Annotated in this window: 1 protein-coding gene; it reads left to right on the plus strand. The window is 66.8% G+C overall.

The window, feature by feature from the left end:
* Nucleotides 1-112: 112 nt before the first annotated feature.
* The coding region (locus IAG41_RS22880; protein ID WP_187731016.1) for an ArdC family protein at nucleotides 113-730 on the plus strand (618 nt) is incomplete at its 3' end.

Genomic DNA, 730 nt, shown 5'->3' on the forward strand with positions numbered 1-730 from the left:
TCGTTCCGGCCCCTTCGGGTGCGGCCCGCCTTTATCGGCGGGACTGCCGGTCCGCTCCTGCCGCCCACCCCGCCATTCCGGCGCCGGTTGCGGTGGTTTGGGAGTGAGGAAGATGGAGAAGACCGGGACCAATCGTCAGAGCCTCTATGCCGAGGTGACGGCGCAGGTGATTGCCGAGCTGGAGCAGGGGCGGCTGCCCTGGGTGCAGCCCTGGGACAGCGCGGCGTGTGGCTGCACCATGCCGCACAATGCGGGGACCGGGCGGCGCTATTCCGGGATCAATGTCCTGATCCTGTGGGCGGCAGTCATCGAGGGCGGATACGCCTCGCAGCGCTGGCTGACCTATCGGCAGGCCCAGGCAGCGGGCGGTAACGTTCGCAAAGGCGAGCGGGGAACGACAATCTGCTATGCGGATCGCTTCACGCCCAAGGATGAGGCCGAGCGCGCGCGGGACGAGGATCGCGAGGCGCGGCAGCTGGCGTTCCTCAAGCGGTTCACGGTGTTCAATGTCGATCAGTGCGAGGGGTTACCCGGGACGTTGGCGGGTGTACCTGAGCTTCCCGAAGAGGTGGATATCCTCCCTCAGGTGCAAGCTGTCATTGACGCGAGCGGCGCGGATTTCCGGGTCGGGGGCGTGGAGGCGTATTACTCGCCGACGGCGGACTATGTCGCGGTGCCGCCGCCGGCAGCGTTTCACGAGCCGATCAACTGGTATCGCACGGCGCTTCAT

The sequence above is a fragment of the Sphingomonas sp. JC676 genome, assembly GCF_014489075.1.
GTDB lineage: Bacteria > Pseudomonadota > Alphaproteobacteria > Sphingomonadales > Sphingomonadaceae > Sphingomonas.